This window comes from Pontixanthobacter sp., from assembly GCF_049682855.1.
In the GTDB taxonomy this organism is placed as follows: domain Bacteria; phylum Pseudomonadota; class Alphaproteobacteria; order Sphingomonadales; family Sphingomonadaceae; genus Pontixanthobacter.
Genome location: NZ_JBAUIK010000009.1, coordinates 56,736 through 74,464 on the forward strand (window position 1 = coordinate 56,736; position 17,729 = coordinate 74,464).

Consider the following 17,729-nt stretch of genomic DNA (forward strand, 5'->3'; position numbering starts at 1 on the left):
TTCAGGACTAGCTCCGCCGCCCCGTGTTTTGAAGCATGCTTAGACGGACCGCATCAGATGGGCGACCAGGGTTTCGCATCGGCCAGGTCCTCCTCTTCTGCAGCGTTGGTTTCAGTCGAGGTGCGATCAGGCAGAAAACCCAACACGGCATCCATCAAATCATCAATGCCCTGCCCTGTCGCGCCGGAAATCGCGAAGACCTGCTTGGCGCCCGCGTCACGTAATTCCTTGGCAAAGCCCCGCACCAGTTCGGTATCGGCCAGATCGCGTTTATTGAGCACGATCAATTGCGGTTTATTTTCCAGTCCGCCGCCGTAAGCTGCCAGCTCGTTTTGCACGGTGACCATAGCCTGCGCCGGATCGTCACCCGAAATATCAACCAGGTGGATCAGCGCGCGGCACCGTTCGATATGACCCAGAAACCGGTCACCAATCCCCGCGCCATCAGCCGCGCCTTCGATCAGGCCGGGAATGTCTGCAATAACAAATTCGCGGCCCTTGTGCTGGACCACGCCAAGTTTGGGGACAAGAGTGGTAAACGCATATGCCCCAACCTTGGCTTTGGCGTTGGATACCGCATTGATGAAAGTGGACTTGCCCGCATTTGGCAGGCCCAACAGCCCCACATCGGCAAGCAGTTTCAGGCGTAGCCAAACCCACATCTCTTCGGCTGGTTCGCCCGGCTGATGCTGGCGCGGAGCGCGGTTGGTGGAACTTTTGAAGCTGGCATTGCCGCGGCCGCCCATTCCGCCTTCCAGCATGGTGACCCGCTGACCGACTTCGGTAAAATCGGCAATCACTGCGTTCTTATCTTCGGACAGAACCTGCGTGCCCACCGGGACATGGATCACCAGATCGTCTGCCCCGGCACCGTACCTATCGCGCCCCATGCCGTGATTGCCGCGTTTCGCCTTGAAATGCTGCGCATACCGGAAATCGATGAGCGTGTTGAGGCCTTGGACTGCCTCGAATATGATGTCTCCGCCCTTGCCGCCATTGCCGCCGTCGGGGCCGCCAAATTCGACGTATTTTTCACGCCGGAAACTGACCGCCCCCGGGCCGCCTGCGCCTGATTTCAAAAAGATTTTGGCTTGGTCGAGGAAGTGCATGACGCGGCCTTTAGGCAGAAATCTCTGGTATGGCGAGTCATCACCGCGAAACGCTATGGCGGATCGCAAATAGCCGATGCGGCCACCCAGACAGGCCTTTGGCGAAAGCCGCCCGGTTTACTCGCCGCCCGTCTCATCCGCAGGCGATAATGCCGGTTCAGCTATTATAAACGGATCGGATGACGCAGGCTGCGACGGGGATACCTCAACGTCAAAGACGGGCCCGGTATTCACGCCGCTGGCAGGCGGCCCGAACAGTGTATTCGGTACCGCAGCGGCTGGGGGGGCATATTCGGCATCCCATGCTGCAACGTCAATCTGATATTGCTCATACCGGGAATAGAAATTGTCAAACACACCATCAAGAACGGGCAGATTGGCGAGCGCAAAACCCTCCAGCTCTGCAGGTGCCACAGCGATTGAAGCGGTCGCGATCTGCAGAGCCGTGTCGCAGAAATCACTCTGTGCCGGTGGCAGCGCGAAATAATTATACACTTGCGTCATGTAATTATCAAACGCGTCGCGGAATGCACTGCCATATTGCGCGCGATATTCACCCGTAATGGTATCGTTCACGCGTTTCAGCTTGCTGCGGTTCTCCTGCAACAATGACGAATAGGCCGGTAGAATTCCAGCATGCTCCGCCGACTGGCAATTGAGTGCCGCGACATTCAGGCCGGACCGCAAATTCCACACAGCTTGCGCCGTAGACACGCCGTAATTGACCGACCGGCGAATACCATCGGGGCCGCGCGGCGGAATATACATGCCCAGCGCAGCATTGCCCGGAGGAACAGGGCGAGCGGGAATTATTTTTACCGGAGGCGGCGGGGGCGGCGGCGGAGGCGGCGGAGGAGGAGGCGTTACGCATCCGGCCAGTAAAGCCAGCCCCATCAGAGTTCCAGCGAGGCGAATTGTGGCCATAGGCGATTGAAACATGAAAACGGCGCCCTCCTTAGCGCATAATTTACATCAGCTGATTGAGTATGACTATAGTCTGAAGATCAACCCTAATGCCCTAATATCGCGAAAGAAATGCCCGAAATACGCTTGGCACTCCGGGCATCTCAATTTTGGTTCAATGCGTTATTTTACAGTGATGCGTGGCAATATCAGTCTTGGCTACCCAGGAAACTGAGCAGGAACTGGAACATGTTGATGAAGTCCAGATACAGCGTCAGCGCGCCCAGAATGACCATCTTGCCGACCGGATATTGCTCTGCCACGGCCGGATTCGTGATCTTTGCGTGCTGGACAGCCAGATATTCCCGCTTCAACCGCTGCGTGTCATAAGCCGTAAGACCGGCAAAAATAAGCACACCGATAAAGCTTATGGCGTACATCAGCGGTGCGGATTGAATGAACATATTGGCGATCATCGCAACGAGCAGTCCGATAACACCCATGATCAGGAAGCTGCCAATACCGGACATGTTCTTCTTGGTGGTGTAACCAAACAGGCTAAGGCCCGCAAACGCCGCCGAGGTGGCAAAGAATGTCACCGCAATCGATCCGCCTGTATAACGCAGGAAGATTGTCGAGAGCGATACGCCCATCAGGGCCGCAAACGCCCAGAACATGATTTGTAACGTTGCCGTGCTGAATTTGTTGCGGCCAAAGCTCATCGCAAATACGATCGCGAGCGGTGACAACACCACAAGCCACATGATCGGGCTACCCACCATCGCAGCGGCATAGCCGGCATTGGCGAAGACCATTGCAATGATACCGGACAGCAAAACGCCCGATGTCATATAATTATAGATTGAGAGCATGTGCTTGCGCAGGCCCTCGTCAAAAACGGCACGGGTCCCGACGTCCCCTACGGTGCCGGACATGTTGCCGAACCCGCTTCTTTCCTGACGGGTGTCGTTCCAATCAGCCATATCAAATATAACTCCTTTTCCCGGGATCCCGATAGATTCCGGCTCTGATGGCAATATCGGGATTTACGCAGCGTTTTTCAAGCAAAACCGCACATTTTGCCGTTCGATTATGTTAACTCTGTTTGCGGCCAAGTTCCGCCATTTCCAAGCCCCTATCGCGGGCAGCGCGTAAACATTCAGTCAGCAAATTTCGCAAGGCGTCATCCGCATCAAGCACATCGAGCCCCTTTTGCGTCATGCCACCCGGGCTTGCGACGCGTTGCGCCAGATCGCCGGGTCCATCATCGGATGCTGACGCCAAAGCGGCAGCGCCATCGACCATAACCGTGGCCAGACGCACCGATTGCGTCTCATCCAGGCCCAATTTTGCCGCGCCCGCCGCCAAGGCATCGATAAAGCGGTAGACAAAGCCAGGACCAGAGCCTGCAAGAGCCGTCACCAGATCAAACTTGCTTTCATCCTCCAGCCATTCCGCAGTGCCGATATCGGCGGCCAGCCGGGTGACGGCTGTGCGGCGATCATCGTCAAGCCCTTCGGCAATCAGCGCATTGGGCGATTTGCGCAAAGCAACCGCAAGATTGGGCATGAACCGCACCACTCCGGCGGCATGCGGGAAACGGTCACGAAGGCTGGACAGTTCAATCCCCGCCAGCACCGAAAGGACGGTCGCACCCGTTGCAGTAAGGGGTTCCAATCCGCCCGCAACTTCATCGAGCATATGCGGTTTCACGCCCAACAAAACCGCATCAAAACCCGTCTGCGGCCAGTCATTATGGATCGTAAGCCCATGATCCACATGGGTTTTGGAAGGGTGGTAGACTTCGAATGTGGATACCGGATACCCCGCTGCCATCCATCCATCCACCATCGCCCCGGTCATGGTGCCAAACCCGGCGATCAATATTTTCTTGAACTGCATAGCCTGCCCTTGTTTTTACGGACGGCCTTAAGCCTCACCCGCGGCATCAACAAGCGCGCTATCCAGCGCATCACGCGGGGCCTTGTCACCCCACACCACAAACTGAAACGCCGGATAAAACCGGTCGCATTCTTCCACCGCCGTCTCGATCATGGCCTGCGCCTGATCAAGGCTCAGCAAACCCTCATTGCCGAGCATCACGCCGTTGCGATAGACCAGCACGTGGCCGGTGGACCAGATATCGAAATGCCCAAGCCACATTTGCTCATTCACCAGCGCGAGCAGCTCATAGGCATTGCTGCGTTTATCCTTCGCCACGCGAACATCGGGCAGACACAGCAACTGCAGGACCTTATCCTCTGCCCGCCAAATGGCGCGCAATTGATATTTCGCCCAGCTGCCTTGAATTTCGCCCGATATCTCTTCGGTTGACAACGCTTCAAATGGCCATCCGCGCGCTTCGAAGAGAGCTGCCAGCATATCGACGGGGGCCGCGTCATCATTTCCGGGAAATGCGGGTTGGATGGACCTCATACCGACCCGCTCTGCTTAAATGCGGTTGTACACTGTGGTTTGGCGGGGGTTCTACCGGTCATGAGGACCAACTGACCGCGCGCCGGATTGAGCGCAATGGCACGGCTTCGCAGTGCTGGGGAGAAGTAAAATTGCCTGTTTATACACTGTGCAAAAGCCGCTCTGACGCGGGTCAGTCCGATCAGGCAAAGATCTACAGCGTGATCTACAGCCTGATCTACAGCGTGTTGATTTCCTGCCCCTCCGGACTGGTGAAAGTGAAGCTGTCTATCTCTTTTTCTTTTAGCGAATTCATCATATTACGCGCCGCGCGGGAACTGTCATACGGCCCGGCAAGCAGGCGGTTTGATTGTCCCCAAGGCGTTACGAACGGACCTTTACCGTCCAACGCGCCGCCAGCTTTGCGGTTGATGCGCCGCCAGTCGAACCGCAATGCACTGGTATCTTTTCCAGTGGCGATCTGAACCCAAAAACGGCGCGGATGGTCAGGCTTTTCAGGCCTGGACGCTTCGGGCTGTGCGGATGTGGCAGACGCTGGCCGTTCGACTTCACGCGGCGGGTCAATCGCAGTGATATCAACCCCGCCGCTCGGCCGCGTCGCCGGCCCCGGATCAAGATCAAGATTGGCGAACGCTTCCGCCACGCTTTCGGGCTTTGCAGGCTGGGAGGCAACGACGTCAATTGACGTCACGGCCTCAACCTGCCGCGTGCCCACATTGGCCAAATCGAAGCTGTCAGGGCGCGGCGCCGCAGAGATTGATGGCGTAGACGCCTCCGCGATCACTGGTGCCGACGGTTCGGGTGGTGGTGCGGCTGCAGCCTGTGCCGGGGCCGCTTCTGGCGATGCAGCAGACGGACTGACCGCAGCGGGGACACGGTTGCGTGTGCGGGTCCGCGTGAAGGGATCCGTCGCCGCTTCCAGATCCACTTTGGCGACGCGCGCAGGCTCTGCAGCCGGTTCTGCGGCAGCGACTGCGCTTGCCCCACCGTCAGAGGGGAGGCTTGGGTTCGCATTGGCGGGTCTGGGGCCAAGCGGCTCTCCCTGAGGGGCCAGCCGGGCATCGGCATCACGCCCTGCCCGCGCGGTCCCGGCGTAACGCGCGATTTGCGGTGTATCGCGGCCGATTTGCGCAGCACGCGGAAAAATGCCGAGATTGGCAGCGGCGGCTTGCTGCGCCTTGGTTAGCCGCCGCATATATCGCAAATAGGGCGTAATCCGCGCCGCCATATCACGCGGCATGACCGCCTCGGTGATGCTTATGGCTTCATCCTCCTCTCCCAGAATAGCAAGCCCGAATGCGCGCGTCCGGTACGATGCGAAATCCTGGGCCTCAAGCAGCGGCAATAAGACCGCCTCAAATTCTTTGCGGTTACCGGTAATGGCGTGGCTCAAAGCAAACCGGCGGCGGGTCTCACTATCGCTATTGTTGCCAAGCGCCTGAATATAAAGCTGCTGCGCAGAAGCATTATCGCCCACCAGATCATAGGCAAGGCCGCGATCGGTCGCCAACGCGCCCGCCGCAACGCCCGCCCGCTCTGCCTCGTTAAACAGAGCCAGCGCATCTATGGGCCGCTGGGTGCGAACAAATGCCGCCGCCAGCCCCAGCTTGACGCGCGGATTATTGGGAGAGAGATCATCTGCCCGCCCAAAAAAACCGATCGCCGCATCAATATCATTCACGCCGAGCGACGCATTTCCAGCGTCAATCAGTGCATTCACATCTTGCGAATTGCGCGCCAGCTTGCGCAATGCCGCATTGAGCTTCGTCACTTCTGCAGGTGGTAATTGCTGCACCACTTCGCGTGATACGAACCCGTCCGATGTTTGCGCCGCAACAGGCGCACCGAGCGTGATGGCCGCAAGCACGCCTCCGAAGGCCAGTGACTTTGCAGCGCGCGAATAGGCGTCAATTGTTCCGGCAAAAGGCACGGGAAACCAACCTTCTCATCGTGGCAGATTAATGGTCACTACCCATCCTAGCATGAACCAGTTGAAAACGGACAAATATGTCAGCTGTCACGGTGCAGTTATTGGTTGTTTTGCCGGCCGAGGAAGCGCGGAATATTGAGCGAAGATCCGTCATCGCCGTCTTCACCATCATCATCGTCCTCGCCCGCGTCAGTTTTGTTTGTGCTACGTGACAGATTGGCCATCCGCTCGAACAGCGTTTTCCCGGCCACCGCGCCGCCGTCCGAAGCAGCCCCTGCACCAGCGGCACCGCCTCCGCTTTCAGCATCTTTGTCGCCGTCCCCGGCAACAAGACCGCGCCTGCGGCCGTCCCCCTGCTTCACCGGTTCATTTCCGGCAGACAGCGCATCGGCATTGCGCAGCAGATCATCCTGCGGCTCGTCTGCTTCTGCGACAAGATCGAGCGGCTCGGTATCACTGGAAGAGCTCACCGGGCCGGGTGCACCGGAAGTATCGCCCCAATCGTCAATGTCGTCCTCAACCTCAGCGCCTGGCGCCTCGTTTTCTGCAGTCGGTGATATGACAGGCTCGGGCTCGGGCTCGGGCTTAGGCCTAGGCTTAGGCTCAGGCTCAGGCTCAGGCTCGGGCTTAGGCTCAGGCTTTGCTTGAGCCCGACGAAGCCCGGCCAAAGGGTCAACGATTTCATTTACATCATCGTCATCGTCATCTTCGTCGTCTTCGCCAAGCGTCAGATCAGCGAAAGGCTGCGGAACAGCCTTACGCTCGGCCGGAGCAGGGGCGGGCGCGCGTGCAACGCTTTCATCCTCCTCTGGAAGGTCCAGTACCGGGCGTTTCGGCGCGCGGCCTCCGCCCAGCGATAGCGAATGCGTCTCGCCCGAACCATCTACCATGCCGGAACCCGGCTCAATACCTGTGGCAACAACCGAAACGCGGATTTTGCCATCGAGATCAGGGTTGAATGCAGAGCCCCAGATAATATTGGCGTCTTCATCAACCAATTCACGAATATGATTGGCCGCCTCGTCCACTTCGAGCAGCTTCATATCCTCGCCGCCGATAATCGAAATAATGACACCCTTTGCGCCCTGCATCGACACACCATCAAGCAGCGGGTTGGCGATGGCGCGCTCTGCCGCCTCCAGAGCACGGTTTTCACCCTCACCCTCACCTGTACCCATCATCGCCTTGCCCATTTCCTCCATCACCGACTTCACATCGGCGAAATCGAGATTGATTAGGCCAGGCATGACCATCAGATCGGTAATCGACCGCACGCCCTGCTGCAGAACCTCATCAGCGAGCTGAAATGCCTCCTTAAAGGTCGTATCGGCGCTGGCGATCAGGAACAGGTTCTGGTTCGGGATGACGATCAGAGTGTCGACATGCTTTTGCAGCTCTTCAATACCCGCTTCTGCAGCGCGCATCCGGCGCACGCCTTCGAACAGAAACGGTTTGGTGACCACACCGACCGTCAGAACGCCCTTCCGGCGAGCGGCCTCGGCAATTACTGCCGCAGCGCCAGTACCGGTCCCGCCGCCCATCCCGGCTGCGATGAAGCACATATTCACGCCTTCCAGCGCGTCTTCAATATCTCCGACCGTTTCTTCCGCAGCGGCCTTGCCCACTTCCGGCCGCGCGCCTGCACCCAGACCGCCGGTTATTTCCGGGCCAAGCTGGATGCGCATATCGGCAGCCGCAGTATTGAGCGCCTGCGCATCGGTATTGGCGACAATGAAATCGACGCCTTCAATCTGCGCTGCGATCATATTGGCAATCGCATTTCCGCCCGCGCCGCCAACACCGATCACGGTAATTTTTGGGCGAAGTTCGTCAGACGCTGCTGGGCCGATATTGATACTCATTGGGTGTCCCTCCAAGGGAAAATACACAATTATTGAAAACTGTTTCTAGTTTGGCACAAACCGAATCGCCCGTGCATAGGGTTAATGTTCTTATCCACAGCGGTGGATAAGTTCGGCTGACTTAGAAATACTCCTTAAGCGCACGAAAAACCTTTCCGGCCATTGCCGTACCGGTGGCTGTGACGGTTTCCTGATGCCGCGACTGGATCGCGCGAATATCCACTGGATCATCCGCCGCATACAGGCAAAGACCTGAAAGCGTCGCGAAACCCGGTGTCGAATGTGCCTCCGGCAAACCGCGCAATGACAATGCCTTGCCAATTCGCACTGGCCTGCCCAGCGCGCTTTGCGTGAATTCGGCAATACCGGCCAGTTCGGCGCCGCCGCCGGTCAGCACAACCTGATTTCCGCGCGCGCCGGCAAAACCCAGTTCCTTCAGCGCCTTGTTGATCGCATCTGTCAGGCGTGACAATTCCTCTGTAACAACAGATACCAGCTCAGCCCGCGGGATACGGTTTTTGTCATCAGCGCCGCGCGCTGCGGGCCCCGCGCCATTATCGCCAGGGCCGCCAATCGGTATCATTTCGCGGTGATCAGTCGGGCTTGCAATGGCCGACCCGGCAACGCATTTCAGCCGTTCTGCCTGAAAACGCCTGATCCCAAACGCGCTGGCAATCGCATCGGTGATATCTGCCGCGCCCAGCGGTATTGCCTTGAGCCCGAGCAGCATACCGGCTGCATAGACCGACACGTTGGTTACATCACCCCCGATCTCTATCAATGCCGTACCCAGCTCGCGCTCTTCGGGGCTGAGGCAGGCATAACCGCCCGCAATCGGCGCAGCAACCACGCTTTCCACATCAAGATGGGCGTTCTGCACCGCCTCTATCATATTGCGTATCGGTGCACCGTCAGCCAGCATGACGTGAATATCGACGCCAAGCCGTTCTGCATGCAGCCCCTTGGGATTGGCCACACCATGCGCGCCGTCAAGCGTGTAATGGGCTGGCTGCGCGTGGAGCACCATGCGGCCATCGGGCTGGATTGAATCGCGGGCAGTCACCAGCAATTGCTCGATATCTTCTTCCTCAATCCGGCGGCCGCCAATATCAATTTCGACTTTGGCGATCTGGCTGGCGAGCCCGGCCCCGGCGCAGCCGATCCAGACGCTGGAGACGCTGGCACCTGCATTTTTCTCGGCGCGCTCTACCGCGTCGCGGATGGCGTAGGTTGCAGCAACCATATCCGTCACATAGCCGCGTTTAATCCCTTGGCTGGCGCGGTGACCGGACCCCAGCACAATCATCTCTCCCGTTTCGGAAAGGCCCATTATCATTGCCGAGATGCGGAAGGATCCAACATTCACGGCACCAAAAACCTTGCTGATACGCGGCATCGCCATCAGCTGCCCCCGCCTGTATTCAATCTTTCTTTGGCACGGCCTGGAATACGCATATAAATCCGCTCGGGCGCGCGCATATCAAATGTGGCAACTTTTCCGCCGAGCAGGCGGCTTTTTCCATCGAGCTGGGCAAACTGCACCAATGCGGCAGCAGAAATATCTTCGCCCTGGGGCAGGGCCAGCATCTGCCCTGTTCCAAAGGTCAAATTCCAACGGCGATTGCCGATCCATTCGGCCTCTGCAACCTGCGGGCGTAGCGCCGGAGCGGCATTGAGCAGATCGGCCAATTCCCTGACATATTTGCGCGCACCGGGGCCGGAAATCACCAGCATACCTTTGGCATTGGTTTCTGATATCGGCTCCAGATCGTGACCCTCTGCATCAATCAGCACAAAACGATCGGGCTGCTTCAATACTGCATGCGGGGTCCGCTCGACGATATCGACCACCACCACATTGGGCAATTGACGGGAAATACGGGCATCCTTGACCCAGTTGAGCTCCAGCAGGTCAGACCGGATCGCTTCCAAATTGACGTCGGTCATGGGCTGGCCCAGTTGCACCCGCTGATACACTTTGAGCTCGTTCATCCGGTCAACACCGCGCAAAGTGACATTGCGCACTACGAAACCGCTATTTTCTGCCAGTGCAGAAACTTTCTGACCAGCCATTGCAGGAACTCCGGCCAAACTGGCCACGAACCACGCCAGCGCCGCTGCGCCGCCAATGATCACTGCCAAAAACACACGGTGCAGCTGGTCTTCGGTAAACGGCAGCAGTGCCATCGCCGCATCCATGACCGAACCGGTCTTCGCTTTCGCCCGGCGCGCTGTATTGGCACGGCTGGTTGCAGCGGCTGACCGGCGCACGCCCTTTGCCTTGCGTCTAACCGTCGCCATGCGGTACTTCCTTCTGCTCAAAATCGCCAGTGTTATGGCCATGTAATGTATGACAGCGCAAAGCCTCGGCCACAATTGCCTCGACCAGATCACCGTAATCCATGCCGCAATGCTGGGCCTGTTCCGGCACCAGGCTGAGCGGTGTCATGCCTGGCTGCGTATTGGTTTCAAGCACGAACAACCCGGCCTCACCCCGCGTATCATCCCAGCGATAATCTGTCCGGCTGGTCCCCTTGCAGCCGAGCACCTGATGTGCGCGTACTGCATAATCAAGGCACAGCTGCGTGATGGCGTCCGGCAAATCGGCAGGGCAGATATGATCTGTCATACCGTCTGTATATTTGGCATCGAAGTCGTAAAATCCGCGTTTTGGTACAAGTTCGGTGACGGTCAGCGCGCGCGGCCCATCGGGGCCATCAATAACCGCTGTGGTCATTTCACGCCCGCGGATGAAAGGCTCTGCCAGCAGACTATCAAACTCCTGCCACGGCCCCGCCGCATCGCGCCGGATGGGGTTGCCGCAATGGCTTTCATCGGTGATGATCGCCACCCCGACAGAGGATCCTTCATTAACCGGTTTGAGAACATAGGGTCGCGGCAGCGGATCGCCCGCATACAGATCTTCGCTCGCCACAATACGCCCGCCTGGCATAGGTATGCCCGCAGGGACGAGCGCCTGCTTGGTCAACACCTTGTCAATTGCGACAACCGATGTGGCAAGGCCGGAATGCGTATACGCAATGCCCATCAGGTCAAGCATGCCCTGCACTGTGCCATCTTCGCCCGGCACGCCGTGCAGAGCGTTGAATACGACATCGGGCTGCGCGTCTGCGATGCGCGCGGCAACATCACGGCCCATATCAATGCGGGTCACTGTGTGGCCGCGGCTTTCCAACGCATCGGCGACACCCGCCCCCGACATGAGCGAAACAGGGCGTTCATTGGCCCAGCCGCCCATCAGGACTGCAATGTGCAGTTTTTCAAGCATGCTCATGGCCGCCCTACTCGTTGAATTTCCCATTCCAGGTCGACACCCGATTGGGCATAGACGCGTCGGCGGACCTCTTCGCCGAGCCCTTCAATATCTGCGCTGGTCGCATCACCTGTATTGATCATGAAATTGGTATGTTTCTCGCTCACTTGTGCGCCGCCAATGGTCAGACCCCTGCAGCCTGCTTCATCCACCAGCTGCCATGCCTTGTGGCCATCGGGGTTTTTGAAGGTGGAGCCGCCCGTTTTGCTACGCAGTGGCTGAGAGTCCTCGCGGGCCTGCGCAATCCGGTCCATTTCTGCGCCAATATCAACCGGATCGCCCGCGCTTCCCTGAAAGCGTGCACCGGTCACAACCGCTCCACCGGGCAAGGCGGAATGGCGATATGTGTAAGCGAGATCGCTGGCCGGCAGCGTCACGGCTTCGCCGCTGGGCAGGGTCACATCGCAATCGATCAATATATCGGCCACTTCGCGGCCATAGGCGCCGCCATTCATGCGCACAAACCCGCCCACAGTTCCAGGAATGCCGCGCAAAAATTCAAGACCGGCGATCCCGGCATCGCGGGCGGTGGACGACACCAGAATGCCGCTCGCACCGCCGCCACAAGCAATGACGTGATCGTCTGCAACGCGCACCGTTGCAAAGGGTTTACCCAGCCTAATGACAATACCGGGGACGCCGCCATCGCGAACGATCAGATTGGACCCAAGACCCAAAGCCATAACCGGGAAATTACCGTCCAAGCGACCCAGGAATTCAGCCAGATCATTCATATCTACCGGTTCAAACAACCAGTCGGCACAGCCGCCCGATTTGAACCACACCAGCCTGGCAAGCGGCGCCTGCGCTGTCAGCTTGCCGCGAATACCATCGACCGAAACGGGCGCATCAATGGTCCCGCCAACTGCACAGGAAGGGGCGCAGCCATCATCATCATGCGCGCTCTCGCCAGCCTGATAAGCGGTCATTTTTCCGCCCTTTCCGCCTCGATTGCGCCTGCCAGATTGGCCGCCCATTTGGTGATGTCACCAGCGCCCAGACACACAACAATATCATTATCTTCCAGATCACCGGCCACTCTTTTTGCCAGATCGCGCTCGTCCGACACCGACGCGGCAAAGCGGTGTCCGCGTGATTTTAATCCCGATACCAGCGATGCCGAACTCACCCCTTCAATCGGCTCCTCGCCAGCTTCATAAACGGGTGTGATATAAACCCGGTCGGCATCATTGAAGCAGTTCTGGAAATCATCCATCAAATCATGCAGCCGCGTATAGCGGTGCGGCTGCATGACCGCGATTACACGGCCCTCGCCGCGCGCCGACACCGTTTCGCGCGCCGCGCCCAGCACTGCACGGATTTCAACCGGGTGGTGTGCGTAATCATCAATGATCGTCGCCCCGCAAGCGGTGCCGACTTGAGTGAAACGGCGGCGAACGCCAGTAAATTCGCCAAATCCACCGCGAATGACGTCATCAGCGCAGCCCATTTCAACCGCGACCGCAATCGCGGCAAGTGCGTTTTGGACATTGTGTCTGCCGGGCATGGGCAGTTCAACCCCTTCGATCCGTCGGTCTTCTTCGCCTCTCTGGCGGACGACGACATCAAAGGCGCTTCCGCCGTCTACCGGGCGTATATTGACGCCGCAAATATCCGCCTGGAGCGAGAAGCCATAGGTGACCACACGCCGGTCACGGACTTTGCCCACCACAGCCTGTACCTCGGGATGATCGATGCACAGGATCGCGGCGCCGTAGAACGGGACATTGTGGATAAATTCCACAAACGCATCTTTGACGCCGTCAAAATCGCCATAATGGTCAAGATGTTCCGGATCGATATTGGTCACCACAGCGATCGTTCCATCGAGCCGCAGGAAACTGCCGTCGCTCTCGTCGGCCTCCACGACCATCCAATTGCTGTCACCCATGCGCGCGTTGGAACCATATTGCTCGATGATCCCGCCATTGATCACCGTCGGATCGACCGCGCCTGCATCCAGCAGCGCAGCGATCATGCTCGTCGTGGTGGTTTTGCCGTGCGTTCCAGCCACCGCAACCGTGCTTTTCAGCCGCATCAATTCCGCAAGCATTTCTGCCCGGCGAACAACCGGAATGCGGTTTTCCAGCGCATAGGCGACTTCGGGATTGGTCCGCCTCACCGCAGTGGATGTGACGACCACAGCTGCGCCGTCCACATTTTCTTTCGCGTGGCCGATGCAGATCGTGATACCGCGCTCGCGAAGACGCACGACGCCGGGGCTCTCGGCAAGGTCAGAGCCTTGTACCGTGTATCCCAGATTGTGCATCACCTCGGCAATGCCGGACATGCCGATGCCGCCTATCCCGACGAAGTGGACCGTCCCGATATCGGTAGCAACACCCTTCATCGCGCAGCATCCTTCGTTGCGCCGGTTGGCATGCGAACGGTCTGCTTGGCGCCGCTCGTTTTGTCAGCGCCGACGCGGATTACATCCATCATTTCTGCGCCGCCTGCATTTTCAACAAGATCGGCGAGATCCTCGACCGCTTTGGGCCGTCCGCAATTCCAAGCGGCATGAGCCGCCGTGGCAAGCGTATCGGGCCGCTGCGCCATCGCCTGAATTTGTTTGGCCAGTTCCTTGGCCGTGAAAAATGGCTGTTTGATTGCGCGCGCACCTCCCGCCTTGACTATTTCACCGGTATTGATTGCCTGATGATTATCGGTTGCAATTGGCAGCGGGATCAGAATGGCGGGGCGGCCCACCGCCGTCAGTTCCGCGATGGTAGAGGCGCCTGCCCGTCCGATAAACAAGTGGGCATCGGCAAGGCGCGCAGCCATATCTTCAAAATACGTGCCCAGCTCAGCGGGGATATCATGCGTGCGATAGCGTTCACGCACCGTATCCAGATCCTCCGCTCGGCATTGCTGGGTGACTTGCAGACGAGACCGTAGCGCAGGTTGCAGCATTGCCAGGCCATCGGGCACGACATCCGACAGGACACTCGCCCCCTGACTGCCGCCGGTGACCAGCACTCGCAGCAAACCGTCTTCGGTAAATGGCGGAAAGGGTTCATCGCGCAACTGCAGCACTTCGGGGCGGACAGGATTGCCGACAAGATGGACTTTGTCAGCATGTTTGGGCCGCAGCCGCCTGACACCGGGAAACGCGGTAGCGATCGCCTGTACCCGGCCAGCAAGAAACCGGTTCACTCGCCCCAGAACGGCGTTTTGCTCATGCACCACACTCGGAATTTCTGCTGACGTAGACGCCAGCAAAGCAGGCGCTGCCGGGTACCCGCCAAATCCGATTACCGCGCTGGGCTTAAAACTCTCAAACAGGCGCAGCGCCATACGCCGCCCCTCCACAATCGAACGAATGCCCGAAATCCAGCTCAGCGGGTTTTTGGTGATGCGGCCGGCGGGTAGAACATGCGCCGGCAGGAATTCCGGTTTGCCAGGGATGTTGGCACCGCGCGCGTCAGTAATCAGCGCCACGTGATGGCCACGTTTTTCCAGTTCTATCGCCAAAGCAAAAGCGGGGATCAAATGCCCGCCCGTTCCGCCCGCAGCCAGAACGAAATGTTTGCTCGCGCCGCTCATGGGCTGTTCCTCTCGCGAGATGTCCCGCCAATAGTCGATATGTGATCGGCCATAATGGTCCGCAGTCCCGGCGATTGCCGTTTCAAATATGGATTACGCCGTGTTATCGCGAGCAATAGTCCCACAGCCAGGCACACTGCAATAGTCGATGATCCGCCATAGGACACCAGGGGTAACGTCATTCCCTTGGAAGGGAACAATTGCAGGTTGACCAGAATGTTGATGAAGGCCTGTCCGCCGATCTGGGTGACCAGTCCGGCACCGGCCAGCAGTGTAAAAAGAGAATCCTCATCCGATAATCGTTTGAGCACCTGGATCACGATTGCGAGGTATATGATCACGATGGCGGCACAGGCAATCAAGCCAAATTCCTCGCCAATAACTGAGAAGATATAGTCGGTATGCGCCTCTGGCAGTTTGTTCTTGCGCACACCAAGCCAGATACCGCTGCCGGTCCATCCACCCGCCAGCAAGGTGCGCTGCGCCAGATCGACCTGGTCAAACGCGGTCCCGCCGCCCAAAAACGCGTCAATCCGGTGGCGCGCATTATCATACAGGAAATACGCAGCGGTCAGCAGGCCAAACGCACCGGCGACCACCATGCCAAGTCGCTGGACCGGCACCCCCGACAGCAGCACGAGGACAAACCAGACGCCGCAAAACAGGATCGTCGCGCCCAGATTGGGTTGCAGCATTAACAGCCCGCCGACCAGCACCATGATGGCGCTGACCGTGCGCAAAACCGGCAAACTGGGATCACGCAATCTCCAGGATAATATCCATGCCAGCATAATAGCAAAACCGGGCTTCAAAAACTCCGATGGCTGGAAACGCATGCCCAGATTGATCCACCGTCTGGCGCCATTTACCTCATAACCGATCAGCGGCACCAGTAACAAAAAGAACAGCATAGAGCCCGCCAATACCACCCCCAGACGGCGGGCATCCTCGCGCGATAGCATCGAAGCGCCGATCAACACTGCAAAACCCACAATCTGCCAGCGGATATGCGCCCAATAGAAATACAGTTCGGGCAATGTCACATCGTCTGTCGAAAGGCGCTGCGCACTGGCAGGAGATGCAGCAAAGACGGCAGCTGTACCAATTGCCATCAATGCCATCACCAGAAACAATAATGCCCGGTCTATCTCGCGCCACCAGATGCGCAGTTCAGCATAGCGAGAGCTTTGATAGCGTTCAGCCGAAGGGCTGCGGTCCGCGCGCGGAATATAGGGCTGGCTATTGTTCATGCGCAGCTCCTGCTGGCGGCCGGTCATGGGTAAGGGCGGAAACGATCTGGCGGAAATGTTCGCCGCGTTTTTCGTAGTCACGAAACTGGTCAAAACTGGCGCAGGCAGGCGATAGCAGAACCACATCGCCCGTTTTGGCGTTTCTGACTGCCCGGACAACCGCTTCGCATAGCAGCTCTGCCTTATGCACGGTAACAGTTCCTTCCAGCAGTTCCGCAAAACGCGGGCCAGATTCCCCAATTGTGTACGCAGCAGCGACATTACCGAGATAACGCGCGCATTCGCCCAAGCCGTCCTCTTTCGCTAAACCGCCGACAATCCAGTGGACCCGTTTATCGGGCGATGGCGGATAGGCGGCGAGTGCGGGCGCAGAGGATGCCTGATTGGTGGCTTTACTGTCATTGATGAAAGTGACACCGGCATGCTCGGCAACAATTTCCATTCGGTGCGGCAGACCTGCAAAGGATTCAAGCGCGCGGTGGAGATCGGCATCGCTAATACCCAAGGCGTGGCCCGCAGATGCTGCAACAAGCGCGTTTTGCAGGTTGTGCGGGCCCTGCAATGCAGGCCAACGCCGCTGATCGGCATCTGGCAAATGGCTCAGGTCAACGACATCGTCTGCGCGGCCAGCGGCTCCAAGTGCCTGCATGATGTCGAGGGACTTTTGATCCGCGCCTGAAATGATGGCGGGACTGCCCGGTCCCATCATAGAAAACAGCCGCGCTTTGGCTGCGGCATAGGCATCAAAACTGTCATATCTATCCAGATGATCGGGTGAGATATTGAGCAAAATGCCGATGTCGCAATCAAGATTATATGTCAGGTCGATCTGGTAACTCGACAGCTCCAGCACATACACGGCATCGCCATTCTGGTTGGGTTCCAGCGCGGGCTGTGCCATGATCGGCAGGCCGATATTGCCGCCCATCAGACTGGGCAGACCAGCCTCTTTGCACATATGCTGGATCAGTGCAGTGGTGGTCGATTTACCGTTCGTACCGGTTACGCCGACAATCCTGTGCGGCGGCAGGCTGCTTCTTGCCAATGCAAACAATTCTATATCGCCAATTACCGGCACCCCATATCTGGCCGCATGCGCCGCAATGGGATGGGTATTGAGCGGCACGCCAGGCGATACCACCACGCCGTCATAGCCAGTCAAATCAAGAGCGAGTGGATCAGCCAGCTCTGCGCGGCCTTCCGACACGGCATCGGTCAATGCCGCGCGGGCTATATCCTGGCGGTCCCACGCCGTAATCCGCGCGCCGCTGGCCAGCAGAGCCTGCGCCGCCGCTAGGCCCGAGCGCGCAAGCCCCAGTATGGCGTACCGTTTGCCATGAAAGGCGGCCGAGGTGATCATGA

The 17,729-nt window shown here is 58.3% G+C and carries 15 protein-coding genes; all 15 read right to left on the reverse strand.

Annotated features, from left to right (window positions below; genetic code table 11):
- Positions 1-53: 53 nt before the first annotated feature.
- The 15 genes from cgtA to murD all read right to left on the reverse strand — a co-directional run bounded on the left by cgtA (position 54) and on the right by murD (position 17,727).
- The gene (gene cgtA / locus WA922_RS06030) at positions 54-1,109 is read right to left on the reverse strand and encodes an Obg family GTPase CgtA (protein WP_424770784.1); all 1,056 of its coding nucleotides are present in this window, start codon (positions 1,107-1,109) and stop codon (positions 54-56) included.
- Between the two features lie 117 nt (positions 1,110-1,226).
- Positions 1,227-2,048, reverse strand: coding sequence for a hypothetical protein (locus WA922_RS06035; protein WP_424770785.1), 822 nt, complete (start codon positions 2,046-2,048; stop codon positions 1,227-1,229).
- A gap of 173 nt (positions 2,049-2,221) precedes the next feature.
- The gene (locus tag WA922_RS06040; protein WP_424770786.1) at positions 2,222-2,995 is read right to left on the reverse strand and encodes a Bax inhibitor-1/YccA family protein; all 774 of its coding nucleotides are present in this window, start codon (positions 2,993-2,995) and stop codon (positions 2,222-2,224) included.
- Between the two features lie 112 nt (positions 2,996-3,107).
- On the reverse strand, positions 3,108-3,914 hold the full coding sequence (locus WA922_RS06045; RefSeq protein WP_424770787.1) for a pyrroline-5-carboxylate reductase family protein: 807 nt from the start codon (positions 3,912-3,914) through the stop codon (positions 3,108-3,110).
- Positions 3,915-3,941: 27 nt separating this feature from the next.
- A complete protein-coding gene (locus WA922_RS06050; RefSeq protein WP_424770788.1) occupies positions 3,942-4,448 on the reverse strand; it encodes a YbjN domain-containing protein in 507 nt (168 codons plus the stop codon).
- 217 nt (positions 4,449-4,665) lie between these two features.
- On the reverse strand, positions 4,666-6,378 hold the full coding sequence (locus WA922_RS06055; RefSeq protein WP_424770789.1) for an SPOR domain-containing protein: 1,713 nt from the start codon (positions 6,376-6,378) through the stop codon (positions 4,666-4,668).
- Positions 6,379-6,476: 98 nt separating this feature from the next.
- Complete coding sequence (gene ftsZ, locus WA922_RS06060) at positions 6,477-8,240, reverse strand: cell division protein FtsZ (protein WP_424770790.1); 1,764 nt, start codon at positions 8,238-8,240, stop codon at positions 6,477-6,479.
- Between the two features lie 121 nt (positions 8,241-8,361).
- Complete coding sequence (ftsA, locus tag WA922_RS06065) at positions 8,362-9,642, reverse strand: cell division protein FtsA (RefSeq protein ID WP_424770791.1); 1,281 nt, start codon at positions 9,640-9,642, stop codon at positions 8,362-8,364.
- Positions 9,642-10,541, reverse strand: coding sequence for a cell division protein FtsQ/DivIB (locus tag WA922_RS06070; protein ID WP_424770792.1), 900 nt, complete (start codon positions 10,539-10,541; stop codon positions 9,642-9,644). Before WA922_RS06070 ends, ftsA begins: the two co-directional genes overlap by 1 nt.
- On the reverse strand, positions 10,528-11,535 hold the full coding sequence (locus WA922_RS06075) for a D-alanine--D-alanine ligase (protein ID WP_424770793.1): 1,008 nt from the start codon (positions 11,533-11,535) through the stop codon (positions 10,528-10,530). The genes WA922_RS06070 and WA922_RS06075 overlap by 14 nt, the downstream gene beginning before the upstream one ends.
- Positions 11,532-12,503, reverse strand: coding sequence for a UDP-N-acetylmuramate dehydrogenase (gene murB, locus WA922_RS06080; protein WP_424770794.1), 972 nt, complete (start codon positions 12,501-12,503; stop codon positions 11,532-11,534). Before murB ends, WA922_RS06075 begins: the two co-directional genes overlap by 4 nt.
- Positions 12,500-13,924, reverse strand: a complete 1,425-nt coding sequence (gene murC / locus WA922_RS06085) for a UDP-N-acetylmuramate--L-alanine ligase (protein WP_424770795.1) — start codon at positions 13,922-13,924, stop codon at positions 12,500-12,502. Before murC ends, murB begins: the two co-directional genes overlap by 4 nt.
- On the reverse strand, positions 13,921-15,117 hold the full coding sequence (gene murG / locus WA922_RS06090; RefSeq protein ID WP_424770796.1) for an undecaprenyldiphospho-muramoylpentapeptide beta-N-acetylglucosaminyltransferase: 1,197 nt from the start codon (positions 15,115-15,117) through the stop codon (positions 13,921-13,923). Before murG ends, murC begins: the two co-directional genes overlap by 4 nt.
- On the reverse strand, positions 15,114-16,367 hold the full coding sequence (locus WA922_RS06095) for an FtsW/RodA/SpoVE family cell cycle protein (RefSeq protein ID WP_424770797.1): 1,254 nt from the start codon (positions 16,365-16,367) through the stop codon (positions 15,114-15,116). Before WA922_RS06095 ends, murG begins: the two co-directional genes overlap by 4 nt.
- Positions 16,357-17,727 carry a UDP-N-acetylmuramoyl-L-alanine--D-glutamate ligase gene (gene murD, locus WA922_RS06100; protein ID WP_424770798.1) on the reverse strand — a complete coding sequence of 457 codons (1,371 nt, stop codon included), beginning with the start codon at positions 17,725-17,727 and terminating at the stop codon, positions 16,357-16,359. Before murD ends, WA922_RS06095 begins: the two co-directional genes overlap by 11 nt.
- Positions 17,728-17,729: the final 2 nt, after the last annotated feature.

What these genes read in the sequence shown, in the direction of transcription:
- WA922_RS06035 (WP_424770785.1), bottom strand. Translation starts at nt 2,048, where the DNA reads ATGTTTCAATCGCCTATGGCCACAATTCGCCTCGCTGGAACTCTGATG.
- murC (WP_424770795.1), bottom strand. Translation starts at nt 13,924, where the DNA reads ATGAAGGGTGTTGCTACCGATATCGGGACGGTCCACTTCGTCGGGATA.
- murG (WP_424770796.1), bottom strand. Translation starts at nt 15,117, where the DNA reads ATGAGCGGCGCGAGCAAACATTTCGTTCTGGCTGCGGGCGGAACGGGC.
- ftsZ (WP_424770790.1), bottom strand. Translation starts at nt 8,240, where the DNA reads ATGAGTATCAATATCGGCCCAGCAGCGTCTGACGAACTTCGCCCAAAA.
- murB (WP_424770794.1), bottom strand. Translation starts at nt 12,503, where the DNA reads ATGACCGCTTATCAGGCTGGCGAGAGCGCGCATGATGATGATGGCTGC.
- WA922_RS06040 (WP_424770786.1), bottom strand. Translation starts at nt 2,995, where the DNA reads ATGGCTGATTGGAACGACACCCGTCAGGAAAGAAGCGGGTTCGGCAAC.
- cgtA (WP_424770784.1), bottom strand. Translation starts at nt 1,109, where the DNA reads ATGCACTTCCTCGACCAAGCCAAAATCTTTTTGAAATCAGGCGCAGGC.
- WA922_RS06050 (WP_424770788.1), bottom strand. Translation starts at nt 4,448, where the DNA reads ATGAGGTCCATCCAACCCGCATTTCCCGGAAATGATGACGCGGCCCCC.
- murD (WP_424770798.1), bottom strand. Translation starts at nt 17,727, where the DNA reads ATGATCACCTCGGCCGCCTTTCATGGCAAACGGTACGCCATACTGGGG.
- WA922_RS06075 (WP_424770793.1), bottom strand. Translation starts at nt 11,535, where the DNA reads ATGAGCATGCTTGAAAAACTGCACATTGCAGTCCTGATGGGCGGCTGG.
- WA922_RS06045 (WP_424770787.1), bottom strand. Translation starts at nt 3,914, where the DNA reads ATGCAGTTCAAGAAAATATTGATCGCCGGGTTTGGCACCATGACCGGG.
- WA922_RS06070 (WP_424770792.1), bottom strand. Translation starts at nt 10,541, where the DNA reads ATGGCGACGGTTAGACGCAAGGCAAAGGGCGTGCGCCGGTCAGCCGCT.
- WA922_RS06095 (WP_424770797.1), bottom strand. Translation starts at nt 16,367, where the DNA reads ATGAACAATAGCCAGCCCTATATTCCGCGCGCGGACCGCAGCCCTTCG.
- ftsA (WP_424770791.1), bottom strand. Translation starts at nt 9,642, where the DNA reads ATGGCGATGCCGCGTATCAGCAAGGTTTTTGGTGCCGTGAATGTTGGA.